The 24,942-nt window shown below is 49.6% G+C and carries 21 protein-coding genes; 13 read left to right on the top strand and 8 right to left on the bottom strand.

What is annotated here, in order from left to right; genetic code table 11:
* Positions 1–21 precede the first annotated feature (21 nt).
* From BFJ94_RS08345 to BFJ94_RS08330, 4 genes are all read left to right on the top strand, one after another.
* Complete coding sequence (locus tag BFJ94_RS08345) at positions 22–894, top strand: 3-hydroxyacyl-CoA dehydrogenase family protein (RefSeq protein WP_120462244.1); 873 nt, start codon at positions 22–24, stop codon at positions 892–894.
* Positions 891–2,096 carry an acetate/propionate family kinase gene (locus tag BFJ94_RS08340; protein ID WP_120462243.1) on the top strand — a complete coding sequence of 402 codons (1,206 nt, stop codon included), beginning with the start codon at positions 891–893 and terminating at the stop codon, positions 2,094–2,096. Before BFJ94_RS08345 ends, BFJ94_RS08340 begins: the two co-directional genes overlap by 4 nt.
* Positions 2,097–2,215: 119 nt before the next feature.
* Positions 2,216–3,511 (top strand): asparagine--tRNA ligase, encoded by a 1,296-nt coding sequence (asnS, locus tag BFJ94_RS08335; RefSeq protein ID WP_120462242.1) that lies wholly within the window; start codon positions 2,216–2,218, stop codon positions 3,509–3,511.
* Between the two features lie 14 nt (positions 3,512–3,525).
* Positions 3,526–4,218 carry a DnaD domain-containing protein gene (locus BFJ94_RS08330; RefSeq protein WP_120462241.1) on the top strand — a complete coding sequence of 231 codons (693 nt, stop codon included), beginning with the start codon at positions 3,526–3,528 and terminating at the stop codon, positions 4,216–4,218.
* Positions 4,219–4,297: 79 nt separating this feature from the next.
* Here BFJ94_RS08330 and BFJ94_RS08325 read toward each other — a convergent pair whose 3' ends face one another.
* Together BFJ94_RS08325 and BFJ94_RS08320 are read right to left on the bottom strand one after the other, a co-directional pair.
* Positions 4,298–5,125: a lytic polysaccharide monooxygenase gene (locus BFJ94_RS08325; protein ID WP_229717067.1), complete on the bottom strand. Its 828-nt coding sequence runs from the start codon at positions 5,123–5,125 to the stop codon at positions 4,298–4,300.
* A gap of 678 nt (positions 5,126–5,803) precedes the next feature.
* A complete protein-coding gene (locus BFJ94_RS08320; protein WP_120461011.1) occupies positions 5,804–6,994 on the bottom strand; it encodes an IS256 family transposase in 1,191 nt (396 codons plus the stop codon).
* 226 nt (positions 6,995–7,220) lie between these two features.
* Here BFJ94_RS08320 and BFJ94_RS08315 point away from each other — a divergent pair, with 226 nt between their 5' ends.
* From BFJ94_RS08315 to BFJ94_RS08290, 6 genes are all read left to right on the top strand, one after another.
* On the top strand, positions 7,221–7,844 hold the full coding sequence (locus tag BFJ94_RS08315; protein WP_229717146.1) for an RNA polymerase sigma factor: 624 nt from the start codon (positions 7,221–7,223) through the stop codon (positions 7,842–7,844).
* Complete coding sequence (locus BFJ94_RS08310) at positions 7,844–8,296, top strand: hypothetical protein (protein ID WP_120462239.1); 453 nt, start codon at positions 7,844–7,846, stop codon at positions 8,294–8,296. The genes BFJ94_RS08315 and BFJ94_RS08310 overlap by 1 nt, the downstream gene beginning before the upstream one ends.
* A gap of 19 nt (positions 8,297–8,315) precedes the next feature.
* The gene (locus BFJ94_RS08305; RefSeq protein WP_120462238.1) at positions 8,316–9,431 is read left to right on the top strand and encodes a hypothetical protein; all 1,116 of its coding nucleotides are present in this window, start codon (positions 8,316–8,318) and stop codon (positions 9,429–9,431) included.
* 267 nt (positions 9,432–9,698) lie between these two features.
* The gene (gene ppdK, locus BFJ94_RS08300; RefSeq protein WP_120462237.1) at positions 9,699–12,398 is read left to right on the top strand and encodes a pyruvate, phosphate dikinase; all 2,700 of its coding nucleotides are present in this window, start codon (positions 9,699–9,701) and stop codon (positions 12,396–12,398) included.
* 196 nt (positions 12,399–12,594) lie between these two features.
* Positions 12,595–13,218 (top strand): helix-turn-helix transcriptional regulator, encoded by a 624-nt coding sequence (locus BFJ94_RS08295; protein ID WP_188831493.1) that lies wholly within the window; start codon positions 12,595–12,597, stop codon positions 13,216–13,218.
* 18 nt (positions 13,219–13,236) lie between these two features.
* The gene (locus BFJ94_RS08290) at positions 13,237–14,046 is read left to right on the top strand and encodes a pyruvate, water dikinase regulatory protein (protein WP_120462235.1); all 810 of its coding nucleotides are present in this window, start codon (positions 13,237–13,239) and stop codon (positions 14,044–14,046) included.
* A 130-nt stretch (positions 14,047–14,176) separates the two neighbouring features.
* On the opposite strand, the gene sdaAB is transcribed toward BFJ94_RS08290, so the two are convergent.
* Positions 14,177–14,884, bottom strand: a complete 708-nt coding sequence (gene sdaAB, locus BFJ94_RS08285; protein ID WP_120462234.1) for an L-serine ammonia-lyase, iron-sulfur-dependent subunit beta — start codon at positions 14,882–14,884, stop codon at positions 14,177–14,179.
* Between the two features lie 74 nt (positions 14,885–14,958).
* On the bottom strand, positions 14,959–16,029 hold the full coding sequence (locus BFJ94_RS08280; RefSeq protein WP_120462233.1) for a PTS sugar transporter subunit IIC: 1,071 nt from the start codon (positions 16,027–16,029) through the stop codon (positions 14,959–14,961).
* A 435-nt stretch (positions 16,030–16,464) separates the two neighbouring features.
* Between BFJ94_RS08280 and BFJ94_RS08275 the strand changes: the two genes are divergently transcribed.
* The gene (locus BFJ94_RS08275; protein WP_120462232.1) at positions 16,465–17,139 is read left to right on the top strand and encodes a helix-turn-helix transcriptional regulator; all 675 of its coding nucleotides are present in this window, start codon (positions 16,465–16,467) and stop codon (positions 17,137–17,139) included.
* 99 nt (positions 17,140–17,238) lie between these two features.
* On the opposite strand, the gene BFJ94_RS08270 is transcribed toward BFJ94_RS08275, so the two are convergent.
* Entirely contained in the window at positions 17,239–18,285 is a 1,047-nt protein-coding gene (locus BFJ94_RS08270; protein ID WP_120462231.1) for a PocR ligand-binding domain-containing protein, read from the bottom strand.
* 219 nt (positions 18,286–18,504) lie between these two features.
* Between BFJ94_RS08270 and BFJ94_RS08265 the strand changes: the two genes are divergently transcribed.
* Positions 18,505–19,641 carry a glycerol dehydrogenase gene (locus BFJ94_RS08265; protein ID WP_120462230.1) on the top strand — a complete coding sequence of 379 codons (1,137 nt, stop codon included), beginning with the start codon at positions 18,505–18,507 and terminating at the stop codon, positions 19,639–19,641.
* Position 19,642: 1 nt separating this feature from the next.
* Entirely contained in the window at positions 19,643–21,403 is a 1,761-nt protein-coding gene (gene dhaK, locus BFJ94_RS08260; protein ID WP_120462229.1) for a dihydroxyacetone kinase subunit DhaK, read from the top strand.
* 104 nt (positions 21,404–21,507) lie between these two features.
* Here dhaK and mtnB read toward each other — a convergent pair whose 3' ends face one another.
* The 3 genes from mtnB to BFJ94_RS08245 form a co-directional block, all read right to left on the bottom strand.
* Positions 21,508–22,152 carry a methylthioribulose 1-phosphate dehydratase gene (gene mtnB / locus BFJ94_RS08255; protein ID WP_120462228.1) on the bottom strand — a complete coding sequence of 215 codons (645 nt, stop codon included), beginning with the start codon at positions 22,150–22,152 and terminating at the stop codon, positions 21,508–21,510.
* Between the two features lie 239 nt (positions 22,153–22,391).
* A complete protein-coding gene (gene proC / locus BFJ94_RS08250) occupies positions 22,392–23,261 on the bottom strand; it encodes a pyrroline-5-carboxylate reductase (RefSeq protein ID WP_120462227.1) in 870 nt (289 codons plus the stop codon).
* 429 nt (positions 23,262–23,690) lie between these two features.
* On the bottom strand, positions 23,691–24,938 hold the full coding sequence (locus BFJ94_RS08245) for a glutamate-5-semialdehyde dehydrogenase (RefSeq protein WP_120462226.1): 1,248 nt from the start codon (positions 24,936–24,938) through the stop codon (positions 23,691–23,693).
* Positions 24,939–24,942: the final 4 nt, after the last annotated feature.

The raw sequence follows: 24,942 nt of genomic DNA, 5'->3' as shown, positions 1-24,942 counted from the left end.
AAAGGATGGAGCGAGAAGACCATGAATTTCAAAAAAATAGGTGTCATTGGTGGCGGCACAATGGGGCAAGGCATTGCAGAAATGCTCGCAGCCAAAGGACTCGATGTGCTACTCGTGGAGGAGACAACTGACAAACTGAATCATGCCTACAGCATGATTGAGACTAGCCTTGATAAGCAATTGGAGAAATGGGCGATTACGAAGGCTGAGAAGAAATTGATCTTATCCAAAATTCATAAAGTAACTCATTTTGCCGAACTCGGTACCTGCGATATGGTAATCGAGACCATTTCGGAGGATTTGGATGCCAAGAGACAGGTGTTCAAGCAGCTTGACCAAGTATGTCCAAGCAATATTATTCTGGCCAGCAATACGTCAACGCTTAGCTTGACTGAAATTGCCGGCTCTACGAAATATCCGGAGCGTGTGATTGGCATGCACTTTATTTACCCTGTTGCCAAGATCAATCTGGTTGAGATCATTCGTGGCTTGAAAACTTCGGAGGCAACCTTCGAAGAAACCAAGCATTTCGTGGAAGAAGTCGTAGACAAGCATGGGATTATGGTCTATGAATCCCCAGGGTTCGTCACTTCCCGCATCATCTGTCTGATGATCAATGAAGCGCTGCATGTGCTTGGCGAAGGCGTTGCTTCGGCGGAAGATATCGACGATGCTATGCGCATCGGTTATCAATTCCAATATGGACCGCTGGAAATGGCTGACCGCTTTGGCCTGGATTCGATCCTGGCTGCTCTGGAGCGCATGTTCCGTGAATTCGGCGAATTGAAATACCGCCCTTCCTTCGTGTTGAAGAAAATGGTTCGCGCCGGATCGCTCGGTGTGAAGACAGGCGAAGGATTTTTCAAATACAATAAGGACGGTGACCGGGTGTGAAATTGCTCGTAATCAATGCAGGAAGCTCATCTCTGAAATATCAATTGTATGACATGACGGATGAATCGGTATTGGCTAAAGGTCTGGTAGAACGGATCGGTATGGATTCCTCGATCCTTACCCATAAGCCGACTGGCAAAGAGGAAGTTACCGAAGTGAGTGAAATTCTCGAGCATACGACAGCGATTCGCAAGGTGCTTGAGAAATTGACGGATAAAGAGCATGGTGTGCTTGAGTCTGTTGAAGAGATCCAAGCCGTGGGACATCGCGTCGTTCATGGCGGGGAAGCATTCAAGGGCTCTGCGCTCGTAACAAGTGAAGTAAAAGCGGAAATCCGCCGTCTGTTCGACTTGGCGCCGCTGCACAATCCGCCAGCCATTCTGGGGATTAACGCTGCGGAGAAGAATATGCCAGGCGTACCACAGGTGGTTGCATTTGATACTGCCTTCCACCAGACGATGGAAGAGAAGGTATATTTGTACCCGATCCCGAAAGTATTATATAAGAAACACCGCGTTCGTCGTTACGGAGCTCACGGTACCTCTCATCAATATGTTAGCAAGGTAGCCGCAGATTACCTGAACCGTCCGATTGAAGATCTGAAGATCATCACCTGCCATATCGGTAACGGTGCCAGCATGACGGCTGTTCAGGGCGGTGTATCTACCGATACGTCGATGGGTCTGACTCCGCTTGAGGGTCTCATGATGGGAACGCGCAGTGGCGATCTTGATCCAGCGGTAGTTACATTCGTGATGAACAAGGAAGAACTGTCGCTGAGTGAAGCGAACTCGATGTTGAACAAGCATAGCGGCTTGCTGGCGATCTCTGGAAGCAGCAGTGATATGCGCGACATCACCGATGGCATGGCCGAGGGCGATCCAAATTCCACGCTGGCCTTTGAAATGTACGAATATCGCCTGCGCAAATACATCGGATCTTATGCAGCGGCTATGAACGGGGTCGATGTGATCGTATTTACGGCCGGTGTCGGTGAGAACTCGGCGATTGTGAGAGAGAAGGTTTGTGAGAACCTTACTTATCTCGGCGTTGAGATCGATCCTGAATTGAACAAGGTTCGCTCCGGTGATCCGCGTCGTATTTCCACGCCAAATTCCAAGGTCGAAGTATTGGTTATTCCGACCAATGAGGAATTGATGATCGCGCGGGATACGTACCGCATCGTTCAAGAGAACCAATAATAACAATGACTTAAAATGTGAGTTCAAAAAGACCGCTTTCAGCACCGAGATCACGGCTTGATTCATTTTGTGATGCAAAGCGGACTTTTTGAACGACCTATTAAGAGGAGAGATATGGCATGACGATCAAAAGTGTGATCCGTCAAGTTAACGAGCATGTCGGTGAGACGGTTGTAATCGGCAGCTGGCTTAACAACAAGCGTTCGAGCGGTAAAATTCAATTTTTGCAGCTTCGCGACGGTACCGGTTATATTCAAGGGGTTGTCGTGAAGAGTGAAGTGAGCGAAGAGGTATGGGAGAAGGCGAAGAGCCTGACCCATGAATCCTCGATGTATGTGACCGGGGTCATTCGCGAGGAGCCTCGCAGTCATTCCGGCTACGAGATGACCGTAACGGACATCGAGATCATTCAATTAACGGAGAATTATCCGATCACGCCGAAGGAGCACGGAGTAGATTTCCTGATGGATCATCGTCATCTATGGCTGCGCAGTCCAAAGCAGCGGGCGATTATGGTAATTCGTGCCGAGATCATCCGCGCGGTTCAGGAGTTCTTCCATACGAATGGATTTACAAAGATGGACCCGCCGATCTTGACGCCAACATCAGCTGAGGGAACGACGAATCTGTTCCATACGAAATATTTCGATGAGGATGCATATCTGACACAGAGCGGTCAGCTTTATATGGAAGCTGCAGCGATGGCGCTTGGCAGGGTCTATTCCTTCGGACCGACATTCCGGGCTGAGAAATCGAAGACTCGCCGCCATTTGATCGAGTTCTGGATGATTGAACCGGAGATGGCCTTCACCGATCATGAAGAGAGCCTCGTCGTGCAAGAGAACTTCGTCTCTCATATCGTGCAATCGGTGCTGAAGAACTGCCGTCATGAGTTGGAGACGTTGGACCGCGATATCTCCAAGCTGGAGAATATCAAGGCACCGTTCCCGCGTATTTCCTATGATGAAGCGATCGAATATTTGCATACGCAAGGCTTCGATATCCCATGGGGCGAGGATTTCGGTGCGCCGCATGAGACGGCGATCGCAGAACGCTATGACAAGCCGGTATTCATTACGAACTATCCGGCAGGCATTAAGGCGTTCTATATGAAGCCTGATCCTAATCGTCCTGAAGTCGTTCTATGCGCCGATATGATCGCACCTGAGGGCTACGGCGAGATTATCGGAGGATCGCAGCGTATCGATGATCCTGAATTGATGGAGGAACGCTTCAAGGAGCATAATCTGTCCCCAGAGACCTATCAATGGTATATGGATCTGCGCAAATACGGATCTGTACCGCATTCCGGTTTCGGTCTAGGTCTGGAACGTACAGTAGCCTGGATCTGTGGAATTGAGCATGTTCGTGAGACGATTCCATTCCCACGGATGCTGTATCGCCTATATCCATAAGCAGGTGAGAGGACATGGCTATGAACGATAGCTGGAAAGTATGGTCGAAGGGAATCTCCTTCGGGCTAGAGGCGGCGATGGTGAATATTCCGCATGCTCTATTCGTCCATTACCGGCGGCTGCATTTGGATGAAATGGAAGTGATGCTGCTCGTTCAGCTGCTTTCTTTCAAACAGGTGGAGCATAATGATTTTCCTTCTATCGATCAACTGGAGCTGCGCATGGGTACAGCTCCCGGCGAATTATCTCCTGTCATCAGGCGCTTGATGAAGGAGGGCTGGTTCAGCATCGATGAGTTGGTAGACGAGTCTACGGGGATTCGGTCTGAACGGTATAATCTGTCGGGGATGTATGAGAAGCTGGGGCAATGCCTGGCTGAGCAGCGCGCAGCCGCAGGACGGCCAGCGGAAGAGGAAGTCCCTGTTCCCAAGCCGAAGGAAGGGCAAGCGCAGAACATATTCGTCATTTTCGAACGGGAATTTGCTCGCCCTTTATCGCCGATGGAATGTGAGACGATCTCCGGCTGGGTAGATCAGGATGGATATCCCGAGGATTTGATTCTGCTGGCTTTGAAGGAAGCGGTATTCGCTGGCAAGGTTCATTTTCGCTATATCGACCGTATTCTGCTGGAATGGAGCCGTAATCGCGTCAAGACGGTTGAAGACGCCAAGGCTCATATTCAGAAGTTCCGGACCGGTGCGCGTTAAGCTGTATGGGGTAATAGTATAATAGTATAAGAGCCAGGCTCCAATAGGGGGCCTGGCTCTTATTGCTAATTAATGAGTATTATGCGTCACCTATCAGCTCCCAGGAGCCCCAAGGGCTGCCAGGCTCTTCGCCTTGTGTCCACCAGAGCGCTTTCCAGAGTTGCCCGTTAAAGAGCACGATATCACCTTCGTCGTACACCTTGTTGCTGTTCCAAGGGAAGTATTCACCCAAGTGATTTGGGTCCCCTGGGTATCCAGGCTCTGGATAAGTGGGTGCCGCAGGATTCTTGGATAGATTTACATCGATCACTTGATAGAAGGCATTATCCGTATCCGCGATATCCCACACAGCTACGATGACATAATAGCCTTCGCGGTCATTTGGTACGAAGCAATCGTGATAGACATCATCTGGCGGGATGGCTCCGTCATCGACGTATCTGCAGAACAGCTCCAGATCGGAGCGCTTCAGTGGTGAATTAGGGTCCCAGCCTTTTTTGGTAATATAGTAGTCCCAGGTATTCGTGCTGTGGTTAGCTACGAGCTTCCAATGGAAAGTATGCTCGCCGCCCGTCATATTCACCTTGGACCAGCGAGTTGAGCTTTGCTCATCGAGCTCCAGGAATACTCCGGCGCTGGCGATTTTACCATCAGGTACACCGATTTCCGGGAAGTCGCCGCGGCCTTCTACACTGTATGGCTCATACACGACAGCTCCGCAGTTCGTATTTTGTCCAGTTGAGCATAGATGAGCCCGGCTATCGACAACATAGCCATGGGCTGATGCGCTGTTGGCAAAGATGAGGGAACAGGCAAAAATGAGGAATAAGCTACCTGCGGTGACATAGAGCATTTTCAGTCTTGAGAAATGAGTTCTGGCGCTGGCAAAAGCTTGGTTCGTCATCATGTACTCCTCCTTCGTTTAAATAAAATAAAAATCTGTTTATTCTAGTTAATACAAAGTCAGCGCTTACATATGACTGATTGCTTCTGTCTGAAAAGTGCACGGGGTCCCTTTTTAAACAGCGATCCTCCCTTCATTCTGGTATTATTATCAAATCCTGAAGAGGGCTATATTATTTACTATAGTAAGTAGCTTCATCTCCTGCGGCGAATTCTCCGGGAATTGATGACAGGATAGAGCATCATCATTGGAGATCATGGATTGATTAGTAAATTTTGCTATTATTTTATTTCTAAAAAATGGTATTGTCAACTATATTATTAAATTTAAATAGTTAGCGCCCGCTAGTATAATTGCAAATCATACCTCTGTTTTGGGGCTGAGTCGGAGTTAGCAAGTGCGGTTAGGTGAGGATGATAAGTGCATATATGCAACTATTTTGGCGGATTTGGCTCACTATATGGGAAATAGCTGCTTTTATACACTTACTTGGTCGGATTTTCTGTTGAAGGCGGCTAAAATAAAGAAATAGTTGTACATCCGCAGTTATTTTCTTGATTCAGGGTAGCGTCAAGAAGTTTGTGTAAGCCAGTAAAGTATCCATCTGAGATGGAGTTGCGAGAGGGTTGGGTGGGGGCGGAGGCCTCCGCCCCCACCCAACCCAGGCCGTACAGTATTTGGTTAGTTTTCGTTCAGTGCGTCTGAGCTCGGATAACGTTCTTCAAACATTTGGTTCAGCTCCTCCCGTACTCGTGGATCACCGAAACCACGAATCACACGGCTCTCAAAACGCTCGTTGTAGGCGATCACATCCAAGTAGACAATCTTCTCAGCCGCATCCATATTCGTTAAGCTGTTCATCGGTTTCAGGCGCTTACGAATCTCTTTGTTCATTCGTTCAATCGGATTGGATGTATAGATCGCCTCCTTGATTAAAGCGGGATAGTGATAGAACGTCAGAAGCGTCGACAGTTGTTCTTCCCACGACTTCACTTCCTTGGGGTACAATCTGTTCCATTTGCTTTTAAAGGTATCAAAGGCAGCAAGAGCACAGTCATGGTCAAGAGCGTTGTAGATCGTTTTGAGATCTTCAATGAAATCGGTCTTGTGCTGGACACGAACTTTCGGAAAAGTGGAACGCACCTTATGCACCACACAGTGCTGAACATCAGCTTGGGGATAGACTTCTTTAAAGGCTTGCTCCAGTCCCGGTAGCCCATCAAACACGCCCAGCAGCACTTCGTGAACACCACGGCTGTACAGGTCCGTAAGGACACTCTTCCAGCCATTTGAGCTCTCTTGACCGCCTACGTAAAAACCTAGAATCTGACGATGTCCTTCGTCATCGATTCCCATGGCAAAGTAGATGACCTCTCCGCTTACCGTACTGCGTTTGAGCTTGACGTATAGGCCATCCAGGTAGATGACGCTGTAGCGTTTCTTTAACGAACGCTTTTGCCAATTCTGGATATCCTCCAGAACGGTGGCCGTAATGTTGCTAACCGTCGTTGGTGAGTAGTGGCTGCCAAACATACTTTCAATAAATCGAGCGACATCACGCGTACCCATGCCGCTTTTGTACATTTGAATAACGGCCTCCTCTAGCCAGCCATCTCGACGCTGGTAGGGCTCAAATACCTGGGTTTGAAACACACCGTTGCGATCCCGTGGGACTTCCAAATCGGTAATGTGTCCGTATTTCGTGTGCAACGCACGTTTGTAGTAGCCGTTTCGGCTGTTATGTTCATTCTTATCATCTGCCATGAAGTGCTTAATCTCTGCTTTCATGATGGATTCCAGATTTTCTTTTATAAATTGAGTGACAAGATTTTCAAATAGATTTTTGATTGAATTTTCGGGTATCATAGTCATCGAGTAGGGTTCCTTTCTTGGTGATTTCGCAATCTCGAGGATACCCTACTTTTTTATGTTTTGGATAGACTCCAAATCATGGTACACAACTTATTTTACGTCATCTGATTCAGGCTGGTTTATTTAGAATAAGTGTATTTCTGCAGCTATTATGTTCGTGCGCTCTGTGGAATAAGTGGCTCTGTGGAATACGGCGAATCGAATTGATTTTCTAGAAAAAATAAATTTGTTTGAAAAATATGCAGGGGTGGCCTGTGTTGCTTACGTCTATTATATGGAGAAGGAGGGGAGAAAGATTGGCGAAAAGGACGAATTGCACTTTATTCAACAGCTTAGACAAGGAGACCGGGAAGCGTTCCGCGAGCTCGTACAGACTTACCGGAATCATGTCTATCGGGTAGCGTACTCCGTACTGCATGATGAGCAGGAAGCGGAGGATGCGGCCCAGGAAACCTTTCTGCAAATCTATAAATCTCTCTCTGAATACCGTGAGCAAGGCTTCAAGACATGGCTAACCCGGATTGCTCTACATAAAGCGATTGATTTGAAGCGTAAGCGCGAGCGCCGCAAGGAACAGCAAGGGGACGTGATGGAAATCGCATCCTATATGTCGGCTCCATCCGAGCATGTGCTTAAGGGACTGCTGGACGAAGAGCAAAGACAGGAGCTTAGACAGAAGATCGAGGAGCTTCCGGCTGGACATCAGACGATTATTACTGCTTTTTATTTGCAAGGGAAGAGTTACGGACAGATTGCGATGGAGCTTAATATCGCCGAGAAGACCGTGGAATCGAAGTTATATCGCGCCAGGATGTGGATGAGAGAGCACTGGAAGGAGGAGGATTGGTAATGGAATCACATACTCATGCATCTCTACAGGTATGGAAGGCGTATATTCAGGGGCAGCTTCCCCTGGAGGAAGAACAGCGGCTGGAGAAAATGCTGCTTGAAGATGAAGAATCCGTACAGCTCTATGCTGAGGCCCTCTCTCTACTAGAGAATGAAATGCCGTTGATGAGTGAAGAGGAATTATGGCTTGATGAGTTGATGTCCGCGCTGCCAGCGGTTCCGGAGCCATCCTCGGATCGTGCGAAGGAACTAGGCAAGGTCGCCCAATGGTTCGCCCAGCCTTGGCTGCAGTACGTCATCGCGGCTTCGATTACTTTATTGCTGATGACTAGCGGATTTTTCGATGCTTTATTCTCACGGGCTAATGAGGCGATGCATCATTCTAACGATATTTCGGTGAGTGATCAGTTAATGGATACAGCTACAAGCTGGTTCGACAAAATGAAAAAATGAACAGAAAGGAAGGATTATATTGACACAATATCGCAATAGATTGCTTGCGCTCATTTTGAACCTGATTCCTGGTTTGGGGCATCTATATTGGGGGAAAAAGGTAAGAGGGGTGCTCTATCCGATGTTCTTCTTCGGCGGAATCTTATTTGGATTCCTGCTGTCGGTAGCTTCAAGCGATGAAGTTTTTCTGGGAATTACGGTGGTGGCGGCATTTATTCTCTGGTGTATTTCCATGCTAGATCTGATCATTGTGCTGTTACGAGAACCTACACAGGTATATCCATCCGTTCAGCAGCAAGCACCACCGATTGATCCGCTTGACCCCTTGGGCATTATGCCTCCGCCTATGAGCAAGAAAGACCAGGACAGAGAGCGCTTCTATATCATTCTGCTGTCATTCGTGCCCGGGCTCGGTCATTTTCAGATGGGATTGATGCAAAGAGGGCTTTCGTTTCTGATTTCCTTCTTCGGTCTGTTCACGATGCTGCTGTTCGTGACCGGGATTACCCATGAGTCGGTCTTCCTTCTGTTCCTCGGTCTCTTGCCGATCATTTGGCTCTACTCGATGTTCGATGCGGTCGGGCTTGTCCATCGCAAGCAGGCCGGAATGAGTATTCAGGACCGGACCTTGTTCGATGAGTGGGAATCCGGACGAGGCGAAGGCAGACGCAGTAAGGTTCTCGCCACGCTGCTATCAGCTTTTCCAGGGGCAGGGCAAATGTATCTGGGCTTGCAGAAGCGCGGTCTGCAGTTAATGGTGATGTTCTTGGGGAGCTTCTACATCATCGATGTACTACGACTGAAGGTGTTCCTGTTCATCATCCCTATCATCTGGTTCTTCAGTCTGTTCGATGGTCTGCAGCAGATTAGCCGCTATGGCATTCTGCCGCTGGAGGATCGCCCATTGATCGATGGCAAGCGTAATTACCAGCACTGGCTCGGCATCATTCTGATTGTGCTTGGAATATATTATGTATCTATGGATTTACTAGTCCCGATGGTGGAGAGGTATTTCCCGGGGATTAAGCTTACCTATTTCATTCATCATTATCTGCGTCCGGTGCTCATCGCCTTCCTGTTGATCGGGGGAGGATTGAAGCTGGTAAACGGTACACGCAATAAATCGACGCTATAAAAATAGTTGAACCCCTCTGCTGGATAATCCGGCGGAGGGGTTTTGTGTTGCAGCAATTAATAGGTACTAATCAGATTTGTGTAGATATATAATACGTAATATATATTTAAAAATTTATTTATAACGCATATATAACTGGAAAATTATTTATTGTGCGTATTAATTATTGAATTTACGATAAATATGACGTATTATATAGGTGGGCGAAAAAGGGCCTGCTACAAACTACAAAAACCAAAGTGCCGAAAACAGGAAGGGAGCTTCAACATGAGTATACAAAGAGTAAATTCATTTCGAAATGGTGGTAAGGAGAATGTGGGGCTTCTGGGCGGCAAGGGTGGCAACCTTGCAGAGATGACTAAAGTGGGACTTCCGGTTCCGCTCGGTTTCACGATTACGACAGAGGTCTGCAGAGAGTTCTATCGTATCGGCTGCCGATTGCCAGAAGGATTAATGGAGGAAGTGCTCGCTGCTTTGGTTGAGCTGGAAAAGGAGCAGGATCGGGAATTCGGCCATGCAGAGCATCCATTGCTTGTGTCTGTACGTTCAGGCGCAGTCACCTCGATGCCAGGGATGATGGATACGATTCTGAATCTCGGATTGAATGATGAAACGGTAGAAGGATTGGCTAAGCTGACGAATCATCGTCGCTTCGCTTATGATTGTTACCGCCGCTTGATCCAAATGTATGGCTCGGTTGTGTACAACATTGAAGGAGTTCATTTTGAGCGTCTGATTCAACAGGAGAAGCAGCTCGTAGGCTGTCTGGAGGATCAGCAGCTGTCCGAAGAGTCGTTGATTTCACTTGTAGATCAATTCAAGAAATTGATCGAGACGAAGACGGGGCGCTCCTTCCCGCAGGATGTGAAGCAGCAGCTTAAAGGGGCGATTGAAGCGGTGTTCCAATCCTGGTCTAGTCCAAGAGCGAAGGTGTATCGTAAAGTGCATCTTATCCCGGACGACCAGGGTACAGCCGTCAACGTACAGTCCATGGTGTTTGGTAATATGGGCGAGACGAGCGGAACGGGCGTTCTGTTCACACGAAATCCATCGACTGGTGAACCCGTGATGTTCGGTGAATTTCTTATGAATGCACAAGGGGAAGATGTTGTAGGCGGTACTAGAACGCCATGTCAGATTGCTGAGCTGAAAGAGACGATGCCTCAAGCCTATGAAGAGCTCTCCCAATGTGCCAAGCAGCTGGAAATGCAGTATCGCGATATGCAGGATATTGAGTTCACGATTGAGAACGGGAAGCTGTATTTGCTGCAAACCCGTAATGCGAAGCGGAACGCTAAGGCGGCGCTCAAGGTAGCGACGGATCTGGTCGAGGAAGGTCTTATCTCCAAGGAAGAAGCCTTGATGCGGATCGATCTGCAGCATTTGAATCATCTGCTGCATCGTTCGATTGCAACGGATGCGGAGCATACGGTTATGGCAACAGGTCTTCCGGCTTCTCCGGGGGCAGCCTGTGGTCAGGTTGTATTCACTGCGGATACCGCGGATGAATGGAAGAAGGAAGGTAGACAGGTCGTTCTTGTGCGTATGGAGACGACCCCAGAGGATATACACGGCGTCATTGCAGCGGAAGGCGTCATTACGCTGCGCGGGGGAATGACCAGTCACGCTGCTGTTATAGCCCGCGGGATGGGTAAGCCTTGCGTCTGCGGCTGCGAGACGATGCAGATGGATGAAGAGCATAAGCAACTGACCGGAGGCGGAATCATCATCCTCGAGGGAGATTGGGTTACCATCGATGGCAGTACCGGTCAAGTCATTCCAGGCAGACTGGAATTGCAGGAAGCTGATCTGCCGCCAGAGCTGATGATGATCCTCAGCTGGGCCGATGAAGTGCGCACAATGAAGGTGCTGGCTAATGCCGATTCACCACTCGACGCTCGTAAGGCTAGAGAATTTGGTGCGGAAGGCATCGGTTTGTGCAGAACGGAGCATATGTTCCTCTCTCCGGCGCGTGTGCCGATTGTGCAGCAGATGATCATGGCGGAGACCGAGAGCGACCGGCAGGTGGCATTGAATCGATTGCTGCCGATGCAAAGATCGGATTTCGAGGATATCTTCCGGGAGATGGATGGACATCCGGTGACGATCCGGCTGCTTGACCCGCCGCTGCATGAATTCCTCCCGAATATGGAGGAGCTGACAGAGCGCTTGGCAGCGCTGCCATCCCAAGGCGAGGGAGCTGCGGCTGAGCGGTTGAAGCTGGAACAGATGATCCGCCGGGTCCGTGATCTGCATGAATCCAACCCGATGCTGGGTCAACGCGGCTGTCGCCTAGGCATTATGTTCCCAGAGATTTACGAAATGCAAGTGGAAGCGATCTTCCAGGCTGTGCTGCGTTGTCTATGGGATGGAGTCATCGTACTGCCGCAGGTCATGATCCCGCTCGTCGGGCATGTGAATGAACTGCATCTGCTGCGCTGCATGGTAGATCAGGTAGCCGAGCAAGTGTTAGGTGAAGAGAAACGCTATTGCCTGTACAAAGTCGGCACGATGATCGAGGTGCCGCGGGCAGCGCTGACCGCTGGGGAGATAGCCCGCTCCGCTGACTTCTTCTCCTTCGGGACGAATGACTTGACACAGATGACCTTCGGCTATAGCCGGGATGATGCGGAGGGCAAATTCCTGGCGCATTATATCGAGCATAAGCTGCTGCCGAATAATCCATTCCAGGTATTAGATACGGAAGGGGTCGGCAAGCTGATCGAAATGGCGATTACCCAGGGACGGGCACGTAATCCGATGCTTACTACGAGCATCTGCGGGGAGCATGGCGGTGATTATGAATCGATCATGTTCTGTGCTCGGATCGGACTGGACTATATCAGCTGCTCGCCTTACAGATTGCCTGTGAGCCGGATCGCCGCAGCACAAGCGCAGATCATCATGCAATCTGAGCTGGCCCAACAGGTGGAAGCTGGTTTGGATGAAGAACAGACGGCTGTCTGATTCAAGGGAATTATAAATTAGAATAGGTATAGAACGATGAATCCGGGTGGAGGTTCAAGCTCATATAGGGGGGAGCTGTGAGCTTTCCACCCGGAATGCTATAATCTGAATATATTGCTTGCTGGCAGTGTATGCTTAAGGCAAATCATACGGACAGGAGCAGGAGGAGAGCGCCATCGAACTAACAGCCAGGCAATTGGAGATTATTAATATCGTCAAGAAGCATGCGCCTATTACAGGAGAGCAAATCGCAGAAATGCTGACCGTGACTCGTCCGACGATCCGCGCGGATTTATCGCTCCTGGTGATGCTGGACTATATCTCCGCCAAGCCCAAGGTAGGCTATTTTCCTGGAAAAAGGGCCGAACGAGAGCAGTCGGAATCCTATATTCTACGCAAGATGAAGGTCGGACAAGTTCAAGGTATACCGATCGTTGTAGATGTGAAGACGACGGTACAGGATGCGGTGGTCACCTTATTCCTGGAGAATATCGGAAGTCTTGTGGTTGCAGATGAGAATGGAAAGCTGGCGGGGGTTCTCTCCCGCAAGGATCTACTCAAAGTGACGCTAGGAAATTCGAATGCGGCGTCAATGCCGGTCAGCATGGTGATGACCAGACAGCCTAATATTATAACCATTACTCCAGACGAATCGGTCTATGAAGCGGCACGTAAAATGATTCATCATCAGGTGGATAGTCTGCCCGTCATATCCTATACGGATCAGGAGCCTTCCTCTGATTCGGAGTTCAATGTCGTAGGTCGGATTACGAAGACAACCATTATCAAGCTGCTGTTCGATCAAATGGAGCAGGAATAAGCAGGGGGACAAACAAGCATGAGTACAACGGCGTATACGATAACCATATGTTCCGACTCCGTCGGTGAGACAGCGGACGCAGTGACACGGGCGGCTGTTCGGCAATTTGAAGCATCGGAAATCAAGATTAAACGCTATATCAATATAAGGAATGAAGAAGAGCTGCGCCTGCTCATGGAGGAGACCTCCAAGACCGGGGGATTCGTAGCCTACACCTTGGTACAACCGGAATTACGGGCGTCGATCAAGGAGCATGCCATTCGCCTGAATGTGCGGGTGGTGGATATTATGGGGCCGATGATTCAAGCGATTGTGGACACATTTGCGGATCAGCCAAAGAGCAAGCCTGGCTTGCAATATCGCTTGGATGCGGATTATTTCCAGCGTGTTGAGGCTGTGGAATTTGCCGTAAAATGTGATGATGGCAAGGATCTGAGTGCGATCCTGAAGGCGGATATTATATTGCTGGGAGTGTCCCGTACATCCAAGACGCCACTTAGTGTATATCTGGCCCATAAGGGCAAGAAAGTGGTTAATTACCCGGTCGTGCCGGAAATCCAGCCGCCGGAGCAGCTATATCGAAAATCCCTAGGCCAGATCATCGGTCTGACTATGGATGCCGAGCATTTATTAAAGATCCGCTCTGGGAGATTGAAGACGATGGGGTTGCCTGTACTATCGCGATATGCCTCTTTAGAACGCATTGTTGAGGAATTGGAATATGCACAATCCTTATTCGATCGGCTGGGCTGCCCTGTCATTGACGTGACAGATCGGGCGATCGAGGAGACGGCCGGACTTGTGATGGATATGATTACAACTACTTAGAAGACACTTCATTACCACAAAATCCCCGGAGGATGCCTATCAAGCATCTTCCGGGGATTTTAAATTCCGTATTATTTACCTAGCACTTGCTCTTCCAGCTTACGACCGGTAGGTGTATTCGCCAGCTCGGCTATGCTATGGAACATGGGACTCCCCCTTCGGCGCTTGAGCGATGATAGGTCTGCACTTGCCATATTTCCTTAATATGGGGGAGGGTGTGCATGCGATTAATCACGGTCTGATCGACCGCTTGATCGAGCTCGATCGCCATTAAGGCATCTTCTCCCTTGCCTGTACGCGATACTTCCATATACCCGATGTTGATATGATGGTTGGCGAGCAAGGTAGTGACATGAGCCACGGCACCATGCTTGTCCTCATGAAGGATAAGCATGGCCGGAGTGCTGCCGGCAGGATTCGGGTTCAATTGGATCACTTCGCGGATTTCTATACTGCCGCCACCGATCGAGACGCCGATCACTTCAATGGCTCCACGCTTGTCATGCAGGGTGAGGCGAGCTGTATTCGGATGGTCGGTCTCTTCCTCGGCTGTTACGAAAGTAATGTCAACCCCTTGCTCCTTAGCGATTTCAAGCGCCTTCGGTATCCGTGCGTCGGAGGTATCGAAATCGAGGATTCCGCTCACGATGGCCAGATCGCTTCCATGTCCTTTATATGTCTTGGCGAAGGAACCGTATAGGGTAACGGTAACAGATTCGGGTACTCGTCCGAACAGCCTGCGTGCTGCCCGGCCGATGCGGTTGGCTCCTGCCGTATGCGAGCTGGACGGGCCGATCATAACAGGGCCGATAATATCAAATACAGATGTAAACGGCATATATAATTCTCCTCCTGGATTAATATTGAGAATGATCCAGTGATCTAATGAATAATTTTAGATTTGACATTTATTTAGGCGATTTCAATGCTGGCCGGGGTTGCAGCAGGTGCAGCAGTTGGCTCGGGTTTAGTTCCGCGGATCTCAGCGACTGTGCGGATCTTATAGTTCTTGAACACGACTGAACCGATGAAGCCAGCTAGGATACCGCATAATGCGCATAATGCCGCCGCAATGGTCACCGTCTTCGCATCATTGAAGCCGTACATAACCATGAGTCCAGCGATCGGTGTAGCCGTACCTGTCGCATTGTTAGTCAGGTTAAAGAGGGCGACAACGACCCCGGCCATAGCTCCGCCCAGGAAATTGGTCACATAGACCGGAATCGGGTTGGCGGATATGACGTCGGCTTGTGTTAATGGTTCGATCGCAACAGCAATAGTAGAGCTGCGGTCACCGAACTTCATACGATGGAAGAAGACGAAGTTCATGAAGGATGATCCCATGACAGACAGGGCCCCGATCGCCATCGGCAGACCGGTCAGACCCAGCATCGCGGTAAGCGCCATGGAACTGAGCGGTGCGGTCGCCACGACGGTGATAACTCCGCCGAGAACAATCCCCATAATAATCGGATTATTGTTGGCCGCTGTTGTAATAATGCCACCGATATTCATGAGTGTAGCGTTAACGACTGGCGTTGCCATATTCGCAACAAATCTGACGAGCGGTGCAGCGACGATGATGCAGACGATAAGATCAAGTCCATCCGGCACCTTCTTCTCGATCAGCTTGACGAGGAAGGATACGAGATAGCCGGCGATGAAGCCGGGAAGCAAGCCAGTTCCCGCACAAGCTGCTCCGAGCAGCAGAGCGTAGACCGGGGAGACGCCCATAGCGAGTGAAACCAGTGCTGCGGCTGCTACACCACCCATACTGCCGGAAGCGAGTCCGACCTCCTTAGCAAGACTGAAGCCGAACAGGTCGCCGCCTACATAGCTTTGAAATGCTTCTACTAGAAAGCTGGCGACCGCCGCGTTTGCCAAGGCCCCCATCGCTTTCATACCGTTAGGTGCCTTGAAGCTGAAGAGGGAGAATAGTGACAATACGAGTAATAACAGGGCAGTACCGATAAGAATGTCCATACGTGAAGATCCTCCTTGGTGAGTACATCGTGTAGTAATCGCTTACAAAAAATACAAAATACACATCTTTATTGCACAACCATCAATGATCAAATTTATTTTAATCATTGATTAATCGTTAACCTACTCAAAAATAATTGAGTTGTTAACTTTAATTTGATTGTATCAACTTTTTTTAAAGTGTACAATTGTTTTATAGCTATTTTTCGAAAACTGTAACAAAAAATAAGGAGTGGATAGTTTTGTCAGGGAAAACAGAAGGGGATTGATAGAGAGGAAAGTTCGAGTTATGATATGAGTAGTAATCACAAAATGTTTATATACTCAACTTAATTTGATTTAATCAACTATTTTTAATTATCAATTGAAATGTAATAGCAATGAGATGAGATCTTCTGGTCAAAATTCATATTGTCTAGGGAAGGACTTCATGCCATGAATACGAGATTTACAGAACGCGATCATCTGATTTTGCAATCCTACGAAGCCGTTGTGGAAGGGTTGGCCGAATATTTGGGGTCTGCTTCCGAAATTGTGCTTCATAGCTTAGAGGATTACCAGCATTCAGTTATCAAAATCGCCAATGGACATCATACAGGCAGGGAGATTGGGGCGCCTATTACGAATATTGCTCTGCAAATGCTGCAGGAAATTGAACAGTCCAAAGTGAAAAAATCGTTAAGTTATTTCACCAGAAGCAAGAATAACCGCCTGATGAAATCCAGCACGATTGCGATTTGGGGGGATGACGGCAAGATTATCGGCTTGTTGTGCATCAACATGAATATTGATGAATCTTTTGCAGACGTGCTGCAGACCTTCCTGCCCCAGCCGGATATGGAGTCGAGAGGGCAGGCTGAGCATTTTGCCTCATCTGTGGAGGAGATGATTCAGGAGACGATCGAGAGGACGATTGAAGAGGTTGACGCTTCTCAGGAGATCACCTATGCCAACCGCAACAAGCATATTATCGGTCTGCTACATGAGCGGGGTGTGTTCAATATGCGGGATGCGGTCACGATCGTGGCCAATGCATTGAAGATTTCCAAACATACGGTATATTTGCATTTGCGCAATATTACATCCAAAGCTGAGAAGGCCATCAAGTAAACAGCAGAAACATAAGCATAGCGGCAAAAAGGGGCCGTCTCATAAGTCGAATTTCTGACTTGGAGACGGCCCTTATAGTGTGAAAAGACGGTACAGCGATCATTTTCCAGATAGCCCCTTATACATACTGCGGTACGCGGCCGGGGTCAGGCTCTCGAATTTCTTGAATGTCTTGATGAAATAGCCCGCGTCACAAAAGCCTAACTCATCGCTCACCTGATTGACTGGCAAGTCGGTCGATTCAAGCAGCTGCTTGGCCCATTCGATCTTCAATCTGGCTACGAATGCGGAGAAGTTCTCTCCCGTCTCCTTCGTGAAGATCCGGCTGAAGTAGCTGGGGCTGATATGACAGAGCTTGGCCATATCCTTCAGGCTGAAATTCTCATTCTTATGGGCATAGATATGGTCGAACGCGGGCTGAAGCACGGAATTTGCAGCTATGAATTTATCTGCGCCATTCTTTAATTTAGTGCTGATCAAGGCATCCGATAGCTCCTGCTGGATCGATTGGATTTTGCGATAGGTGCGCTCTGATCCATCCAGGGTCTCGACCGAAGCGGGGGCGTCCAGGTTCGTGGTCAGCACTTTTTTGTATAAATCGATGCTCCTGTGCTTCTGGATCGCTTCTTCTACAATATAGGTACTTAGCTGCAGCAGTAGATCGACGCATTTCGTGACCTCATCATAGGATAAGAGCGGCAGGGCATGATAATGTTCCTCCAGCGCCTGGAACTTCCGGTTGGTCTCCACATTAGGAGGCCTCGATACGACCTGCTCCAGGAGTGGGATATCAGATTCACGCAGCTTAAGCTGGCCAGCCATAATCGCACCCAGATATTGATTGTCGATAATAATGGGAATCGCGATATCGATAATATTGAAATGGCATAAATAGATATAAGGCTTGTTCTGCCGAACGGCTTCAAGCCCGCCGCGGGCATCGCATTTCTGACAATACTGAGAGAGGTGGGCATCCTGGCGCACCCCTTGGCAGAAAGGCTGACAGTAGCTGTGCTTGGTCACAGGAACGCCCTTGTAATCGACCGTAAGGATGGCCATCTTGGTGACGAGCGACAGAGAATCCTGCAGCTTCTCCCATTTCTGCAAATCAATAATTTCCTCCAGATCAAATCGGGATTTGGTCATCGTCATATTCTCCAGTCGTTATGAGATGTTAAGCAAGTAAGATAAATCCTATTTATATTATAGCGATATATTGCACCTGAGAACAAGAAAGTACAATTTAACAGCATAATGACAAAAAAATTCGATAAGAAAACGCTTTAAATCAGCTTTATTGTTTCATGCTTCTCAAATTGAAGCATTCTATAATTGAAATATATTCAGTCTGAGGAGGAATGTAAGATGAGAAGAGCGTTTATCAGTCCAACGAAATATGTGCAAGGTGAAAATGAATTGTTGAATTTGGGGTATTTTGTGAGGACATTTGGTGATTCTGCACTGCTGATTGCGCATCCTGATGACGTAGCTCGCGTGAAGGACAAGCTTGAGGCAACAACACATAAATTTAACGTTACATTTGTAGAAAGCGGTTTCCAGGGGGAATGCTCCCGGCAGGAAGTAGCTCGATTGCAGGCACTGGCCAAGGAGCATAACTGCTCATGTACGGTCGGCCTTGGCGGCGGCAAAGCGATTGATACGGCCAAATGCGTAGCAGAAGGGGAAGCACTGATTATCGTACCGACGATTGCAGCGACCGATGCGCCGACAAGCCACTCTGCGGTTCTCTATACGCCGGAAGGTGAATTTGATGATTATGCGTATTTTAAACAAAGCCCAAGCGTAGTTATGATCGATACGACAGTGATCGCTCAAGCACCGACGAGATTTCTCGTCGCCGGGATGGGGGATGCGCTGTCCACCTATTTTGAGGCGAGAGCAACGGCGAATTCCTATTCCAATGTAAATGCGGGCTTGCCATGCGGCGTTCACGAAGGGGTGTGCGGTGATGCCAAAGGGACGATTACGGCTCTCGGCCTGGCCAAGCTCTGCTATGAGACGTTGCTGGAGAATGGGTACAAGGCGAAGCTGGCCTGTGATCAGAATATTGTAACACCAGCCTTGGAGAATATAATCGAGACGAATATTCTGCTGTCGGGACTAGGCTTTGAAAGCGGTGGTCTGGCTGCCATACATGCGATTCATAACGGCTTGACCGCGCTGGAAGGCACACATCATTATTATCATGGGGAAAAGGTAGCCTTCAGCACCATTGCCCAATTGGTTCTGGAAAATGCCGATCGGGCTGAAATGAAGCAGGTGCTTGATTTCTCCCTATCGATTGGTCTTCCGATCTGTCTGGCCGATATCGGCGTGGAGCAGGTGACTTATGAGGAGCTGCTTGAGGTTGCGAAGAAAGCTTGCATCGCTGAGGAATCCATACATTCGATGCCATTCCCGATCTCGGAGGAGGCGGTTGCGTCGGCGATTATGGCGGCAGATCATTTGGGCCGTCAATATAAATTAACCAAGGAGATTTAAGATGAAGAAAATAATGAACAAGCCTGAAACCTTGGTTCGGGAAATGTGCAATGGGCTAGTGCTCGCGCATCCTGAGCTGGAGTTCAATCCTAAGTTCAAGATTATTACCAAAAAGAAAATCAATACCGATAAAGTTACGCTGATCAGCGGCGGTGGGAGCGGGCATGAACCGGCCCACGCCGGCTTCGTAGGCACGGGAATGCTGGATGCGGCAGTATGCGGCGACGTATTCGCCTCGCCATCGCAAATTCAGGTGTATCAAGCGATCCGCAATACTGCTAGTAGCCAGGGAACTCTGTTGATCATCAAAAATTACAGCGGCGATATTATGAATTTCAAAAATGCCGCCCACCTTGCCAGCGAAGACGGGATTGAGGTGGATTATGTCAAGGTGGACGATGATATCGCCGTCGAGGACAGCCTATATACAGTAGGTAGGAGGGGCGTCGCTGGCACGATCCTTGTCCATAAAGTTGCTGGAGCAGCGGCCGAAGCCGGGCTGTCATTGCCGGAAGTGAAGCAGGCTGCTCAACACGCGATTGATAATGTGCGCAGCCTGGGCTTCGCTTTTACTTCCTGTACGGTGCCTGCCAAGGGGACACCTACCTTCCAGATCGAGGATCATGAGATGGAGTATGGAGTCGGGATTCATGGCGAACCGGGGATTCGCAGGGAAGAGGTCGTATCGGCGGATGAATTGGCCCAGCGTATGGTCACGTCGCTGCTCGATAATCTGCAAATGAATGATCAGACGGAGCAAGAGGTTGCCGTATTGATCAACGGTTTTGGTGCGACACCGCTGCAGGAGCTGTATTTGCTGAACAATTCGGTAATCCGTGAATTGACGGCGAAGAACAAGCGGGTGTTCAAAACTTTTGTCGGCAACTATATGACGAGTATCGATATGGCTGGCGCTTCGGTGACGATGATGAAGCTCGACGATACGTTGAAGAAATGGTTATCCGCTCCCTGTGATACTCCGGCCTTGGCCATCAAGGGCTCGTTCGAGCCGGTGAATTATACCGAGGTCATTCGGGAAGAGCAGACGGCTGGCAAAGTATCCTATAAAAATGAGACGGACCCAGCAGCAGCGGTCATAAAAAATAATCGGCTCTCGCTGTCCAATATCGTCTATCTGATCGACCAAATGAGCGAAGTTATTATCGAAAATGAGGTTCCGTTCTGCGAGCTTGATGCCCACGCCGGAGACGGTGATTTCGGGATGAGCGTAGCGAAGGGCTTCAAGCAGCTCAAAGTAGAATGGCATGATCTTCTCACTCACCATCAGCATGACATTGGGGATTTCCTGGACGCTTGCTCACTGATTATTATGGAACACTGCGGCGGGGCGTCTGGACCGATCTGGGGCTCGGGCTTCCGCGCCGCAAGCAAATATGTTCAGCAGAAGCAGGAGTTATCGATAGATGAAGTGGCGGGAATGATGCAGGCCGTCGTCACAGGAATTCAGGACACGGGCGAGCGCTCCTTCGGCCGGGGAGCTGTCGTCGGCGACAAGACCTTGATCGATGCGCTCGTACCATTCGCGGATGCGTGGACGAAGAGCGCCGAGCAGGGCGATGATCTGAAGCAGGCGGCGGACAAAGCGGCCGCAGCAGCGGTTCAGGGCGCGCAGAAGACGGCGGAAATCGTAGCTCGTATGGGCCGCGCCGGCACCGTCGGCGAACGCAGCATCGGTTACCCGGATGCAGGGGCTTATGCACTCGGGGTAATTTTCACAGAGCTGGCTAAGGTGTTGAAGTAAGCTTGTGTCTATCAAAACCCATCCCTCGCTGGATAATATCCTGGCGAGAGGATGGGTTTTGTAGCAAATAGCGATACGTAGTTTCGTTTAGACAGACTCCCATGTTATCGAAGCAAAGCGAGCCACCTGTACTCCAGCTCAAAAATGAATTCAAAGGCTTCCAGACGCCGCTTGGCTTCAGGGGGATTACTGCCCCAGGCATATACGCCGTGGTTGCGCAATACGATTCCGGGGATATCGGGATGAATGGCTTCGGGTACTAGCTTGGCGATGGAAGGGATATCTGCATAGTTGGGCAGGATGGGAATGGCAATTTTCGCATTCTTTTCCCAAAGACCGAGCTCCTTGAGCAGCTCGTTGCTCTGCGTCGGTATGAAGCCATGATCTCCGTAATATTCACTAATCAAGCTGCTAAATACCGTATGTACATGGAAAATAGCACCGCACCCGGTCATCCGGTAAATTTTGGCGTGAATTGAGGTGTCTGCACTTGGCATGAGCGAGGTAGTCTCGCAAGGCTCGCCTGAGGCATCGACAAACAGGAAATTCTCCGAGGTATGCACGGATTTGTCCTTGCAGCTCGAAGTCATCGCGAAATAATACGTATCTGGAGTATAGGCACCAACACGGGCCGATAAACTGCCGCTAGCTCCGGGGAGCCAGCCTCTGGCAGCGAACTGTTCCTGTATGTGCTTAAGCTCGGCGATTGTGGCCTGCTTCTCTTCCCAGGCAATTTGTGCGAAGGCCATATTGACTTACGTCCCCCTTTTGAATGATATCATCACTAAAAAGTGTCGATCAGTCATACCGGGCTGCGATCAGCCCAGTATAACTCAGTATGACTGGCTCATTGCTCTGTCCATACCGCTACAGCAGTGAGCGATCCAGCACTATGGTATGGGCGACATTCGTCGTAGGGTCGTTCATCTGGTGAGTCGCCGTTTAGTTGCTTCGTGTTCAGTAGAACTGTTCGGGAATTATTCGTTTATTACTGCAACGCTTCTTTCACAGCTTGTCCCAATTCATTCGAGCGCTCCTCGGCTCTGCGCACGGCGGCCTTCACTGTCTCCGTGAAATTGCCTTCACGCAGCACATCGAGCGCCGCCTGTGTCGTGCCGTTCGGCGAGGTAATAGCGGCGCGCAGCTTAGCCGGGTCCTCGCCCGTCTCGCGCATCATCACAGCCGCTCCAAGCACGGTCTGTACGGTCAAGTCCCGCGCCTGCTGTGCGGACAGACCGCCTTCCATACCAGCGGCGATCATCGCTTCCATCATGAAGTAGATGTAGGCTGGGCCGCTGCCTGATACGCCGGTCAGAATCTCCAGCTTCTCTTCCGGAATAACTGACACCGTGCCGACCGCTTCGAACATTGTCAGTACCTGCTGCTGCTGCTCAGAGCTAACTTCATCAGAGAAGGAAATTCCGGTTGCACCATAGCCGATCGAGCTGGATGTGTTCGGCATCGTTCTGGCAATCGGGGCCTGGAAGCCGAGCAGCTTCTGAATCGTCGCGATGGACAAGCCGGTGATGACGGACACGATAAGCTGCTTATCTGTTAGATAGGGCGCGATGGACGTGATCGCTTCTTTGACATCCTTTGGTTTCATCGCCAGTACGATAATAGAAGCTTCGCTTAGCAGCTTATTCTTCTGCTCCGGCTGATTGCTGGTTACAACGCCGTATTGCTGCGTCAGAAAGACTAGCCGCTCTTGATTGCTGCGGTTCAGCATGGAGATGGAGCCAGGGCTGGCAACCTGCTTATGAATCAGCCCGCGAACCATCGCTTCCGCCATGGAACCAGCGCCGTAAAAGCAGATCGTACCGGGATGGGGTACGTAATTGTTCTCTTTAGTGACCATCTATATTACCTCCTGAGGTTTGAGTTCATTTATTATCTCTAACGGAACTAGATATCGCTATTCGACAAGTATTTCGACCCAGGAATGGTGAATTCCTGCATTTTTAAGCACATTTGGGACTGTTGAACAAGCGCAAGCAAGTCCCACGGATCTCTAACGAAACACCATATCGTTATTTCCGCGAAAATGAGGGGAGTGGGAAACTAACGAAACACCATATCGCTATTTTGAAGAAAACCACGGTTTAAGGCAGAAAATTACTCCAATAGCGATACCCAGTTTCATTAGACTTTTAAATCCCTCTTTTTGAGGCAAATAGCGTTACCTAGTTTCGTTACAATTAGAGCAAGCGCGGTTTGACGTTTTGTTAAGCAATGTGTTTATCAAAAGCCTGCACATTTGGCAAATTTGCAGGCTTCTGCCAAGAATTTAACCACGGATCTGACCGCTGCCGTGAATTATATATTTAGTTGAGGTCAGTGCTGGCAAGCCCATAGGTCCGCGCGCATGCAGCTTCTGCGTGCTGATGCCGATTTCAGCGCCGAAGCCGAACTCGAAGCCATCCGTGAAGCGGGTAGAGGCATTATGATAGACGGCAGCAGCGTCTACTTCCTGCAGGAAGCGCTCAGCATTATGCAGCTCCTCGGTCACGATGCACTCGGAATGCTTCGTGCTGAAGCGGGCGATATGGGCCAGCGCCTCATCCAGATCATCCACGATCTTGACGTTAAGAATATAATCATTATATTCGGTAGCGTAATCCTCATCCGTTGCCAGGACGGCCCAATCCACCAGCTTCCTCGTCCGCTCACACCCTCTGAGCTCGACATGCGCTTCCTTGAAGCGCTCAGCCAGAGCTGACAGATGCGCGGCAGCGAAATCCTGATGAACGAGCAGTGTCTCCATCGCGTTGCAGACAGAAGGGCGCTGCACCTTGGCATTGAGAGCGATATCCGTCGCCATCTTAGCATCAGCGCTGGCATCGAGATAAGTGTGGCAGATTCCGGCGCCTGTCTCGATGACCGGGACGGTGGCATTGTTGACGACATTCTGGATGAGCGAGCTGCCGCCACGCGGAATGACGACATCAAGCAAGCCGTTCAGCTTCAGCATCTCATTCACCGAGGAACGGTTGGAATCCTCGATCAACTGCACAGCGTCGCGCGGAATGGAGGTCGAATCGAGGGCATTGTGAATAATCTCAACGATTTTGCGGTTGGATTCGATCGCCGCGGAGCCGCCACGCAGTACAACGGCATTGCCGGTCTTAAGACATAGGCCGAGGGCATCGACCGTTACATTCGGCCGCGCTTCATAGATCATCCCGACGACGCCGAGCGGCACGCGGCGCTTCACGATATTTAGTCCATTCGGCCGCTCGATGGTCTCCAGCACTTCGCCGATTGGATCAGGCAAAGCGACGATTTGTCTCAGCCCTTCGGCAATACCGAGGATGCGCTGTTCATTTAGCGCCAACCGATCTAGCAGGGATTCGCTCGTTCCATTGCTGTGGCCGCGAGCAAGATCCTCCTGATTAGAGGTGATGATCGCCTCCTGATGATCCTCCAGCGCTTGGGCAGCAGCCAGCAGAGCTTCATTCTTCTGTGCGGTGGTCAGCCCGCCGAGAATCGCGCAGGCAACGCCCGCGAGCTGTGCTTTTTGTCTTACTTCACTCATTAGA

The sequence above is a fragment of the Paenibacillus aceti genome (assembly GCF_003614185.1).
Classification (GTDB): domain Bacteria; phylum Bacillota; class Bacilli; order Paenibacillales; family Paenibacillaceae; genus Fontibacillus; species Fontibacillus aceti.
This window is presented reverse-complemented; position numbering and strand designations above follow the sequence as displayed.